2 protein-coding genes are annotated in these 2,728 nt (G+C 71.3%); one reads left to right on the top strand and one right to left on the bottom strand.

Annotated elements, in window-relative coordinates; genetic code table 11:
* Nucleotides 1–232 precede the first annotated feature (232 nt).
* Nucleotides 233–2,161 carry a DNA mismatch repair endonuclease MutL gene (gene mutL, locus ABNT58_RS03485; protein WP_348752122.1) on the bottom strand — a complete coding sequence of 643 codons (1,929 nt, stop codon included), beginning with the start codon at nucleotides 2,159–2,161 and terminating at the stop codon, nucleotides 233–235.
* A 43-nt stretch (nucleotides 2,162–2,204) separates the two neighbouring features.
* On the opposite strand from mutL, the gene ABNT58_RS03480 reads away from it, so the two are divergent.
* A partial coding sequence (locus ABNT58_RS03480; protein WP_348752121.1) for a VTT domain-containing protein occupies nucleotides 2,205–2,728 on the top strand: 524 nt, incomplete at its 3' end.

Genomic DNA, 2,728 nt, shown 5'->3' with positions numbered 1-2,728 from the left:
TACCTGGCGCTGTGCACCGCCTCGCATCCGGTGCTGGACGGGCTGGTCGACAGCGGCTTTTGCAACGCCTGGCTGTGGCCGCTGGACGGCACCCGGCACTGCCTGGCCTGGCGCCCGGTGCCGCTGGAAGGTGTGCCGCAGTTCGGGCTGCAGCGGCTGCAGCAGGAACTGCAGTGGATCGGCCTGCCCTTGTTGCTGCTGGCCGGCGTTGGGGTGACGGTGCGCCGGGTGCTCAACGGCCGCGCAGGAACAGCCCGTCCAGCTCGCGCATGCCCAGCTGGCGCCAGGTCGGGCGACCGTGGTTGCACTGGTCGGCGCGCTCGGTGCGTTCCATGTCGCGCAGCAGCGCGTTCATCTCGTCGAGCGTGAGCTGCCGGTTGGCGCGTACCGCGCCATGGCAGGCCATGGTGGCCAGGATCTCGTCGCGGGCGCGCTGCAGCACCTGCTGCGCGCCCAGGTCGCCCAGCTCGGCCAGCTCCGCCAGCACCGAGCGGGCCAGCGCCACCGCGTCGCCGCCGGCCAGGGCGGCCGGGCGCGCCCGCACCGCCAGCACCCCCGGCGACAGCGGGCTCACGTCCAGCCCCAGCGCCAGCAGCGTGTCGCGCTGGCCCTCGGCCACCGCGATCTCGGTGGGCGAGGCAGGAAAGCTCGCCGGGATCAGCAGCGGCTGCGATTCGATGGCCGCGGCGCCGATGCTGGCCTTCAACCGCTCATAGACGATGCGTTCGTGCGCCGCATGCATGTCGACGATCACCAGGCCGTGCCGATTCTCGGCCAGCACATAGACGCCGCCGATCTGCGCGATGGCGCGGCCCAGCGGCCATTCGTCGGCCGGGGGCAGCGGGGTGGCCGCGGGTGCGGTGGCCGTGGTGCCGGGCACGCGCCACGGGCCGGGTGCCTCTTGCGCATACAGCGCAGCGGCGGTCTGCAGCGCCAGCGCACCCTGGGCCGGACCATCGCTGCGAGGCATGCGCATGAAACCGTTGGCCGCGGTGGCCGAAGGCAGCCAGGGCGGCACCGGCGTCGGTCGCAGCGCATCCGGCGGCGTGGGCGGCCAGCCCGGGCCTTCGGGTTCGCGGGCGCCATCGGGCGGCAGGCCAGACGCGTCGCCCACGGCGGCAGCCCCCGTCAAGCCTTCGCCCGCCCGCGAAACCGCCAGTGCGCCCTCTACCGCCCGATGCACCGCCTGGTGCACGGCGCGGCCGTCGCGAAAGCGCACCTCGATCTTGGTCGGGTGCACGTTCACGTCCACCAGCTCGGGCACGATGGTGGCAAACAGCACATAGGCCGGCTGCCGGTGGCCGTGCAGCACGTCTTCGTAGGCGGCGCGCACGCCGTGGGCGATCAGCCGGTCGCGCACATAGCGGCCATTGACGAAGACGTACTGCTGGTCGGCCCGCGCGCGCGACAGCTCGGGCAGTGCGGTGCGGCCCTGGATGGTCAGCGGCCCGGCGGCATGTTCCACCGCGCGGCTGCCTTCCAGAAATTCTTCGCCCAGCACGTCGCGGATGCGCTGGTCCAGCCGCGCCGGGCGCCACTGGGCCACCAGCTTGCCTTCGTGCCACACCGCAAAGCCTACGTCAGGGCGTGCCAGCGCATGGCGGCGCACCGCTTCCAGCGCATGGGCCAGCTCGGTGCTGTCGCTCTTCAGGAACTTGCGGCGGGCTGGCGTGTTGAAGAACAGCTCACGCACTTCCACGCTGGTGCCCACGGCGCGGGCGGCCGGGCCCAGCTCGCCGGAGCGGGCATCCAGCCGCAGCGCATGCGGCGCGCTGGCCGTGCGGCTGAGCAGCGACACATCGGCCACCGAGGCGATGGCGGCCAGCGCCTCGCCCCGAAAGCCCATGGTGCTGACCGCTTCCAGGTCGTCCAGCGAGCCGATCTTGCTGGTGGCATGGCGGCGCAGTGCCAGCGGCAGCTCGGCCGACTCGATGCCGATGCCGTCGTCTTCCACCACGATGCTGCGCACGCCGCCGGCCATCAGCTTGACGTTGATCTGGCTCGCGCCGGCATCCAGCGCGTTGTCCACCAGCTCGCGCACCACGGAAGCCGGGCGCTCCACCACCTCGCCGGCGGCGATCTGGCTCACCAGCTCGTCGGGCAGCTCGCGGATCGGGCGGCGGGGCAGGGCGGCTGCAGGTACGGCTGAAGCGACAGTCATTCGGTCATTCTAGAAACTTGCTGCACCGCGATAATCCGCCGCCATGGAACTCTTCGCCGCCCTCATCGACTTCATCCTGCACGTGGACGTGCACCTGGCGCAGTTCGTGGTGGACCACGGCACCTGGGTGTATGCGCTGCTGTTCGCCATCATCTTCGTCGAGACCGGCGTGGTCGTGATGCCGCTGCTGCCCGGTGATTCGCTGCTGTTCGTGGTGGGCGCGCTGTGCGGCGCCGGGTTGATGAGCCTGCCGCTGTCCATGGGGCTGCTGGTGGTGGCGGCCATCCTGGGCGACCAGATGAACTACAGCATCGGCCGCGCGCTGGGGCCCAGGGTGTGGGGCTGGGAAAACAGCCGCTGGTTCAACAAGCGGGCCTTCGAGCAGGCCCATGCGTTCTACGAGAAGCACGGCGGCATCACCATCATCATCGCCCGCTTCATGCCCTTCATCCGCACCTTCGCGCCCTTCGTGGCCGGCGTGGCGGCCATGAGCCGCGGCAAGTTCAGCGCCTACAACGTGGTGGGTGCGCTGCTGTGGGTGGTGGGCATCACGATGGCCGGCTACCT

Source organism: uncultured Aquincola sp. (genome assembly GCF_964001545.1).
GTDB lineage: Bacteria > Pseudomonadota > Gammaproteobacteria > Burkholderiales > Burkholderiaceae_C > Aquincola.
Note: the sequence above shows the minus strand (reverse complement) of the source record. Positions and strands in the feature narration are given on the sequence as shown.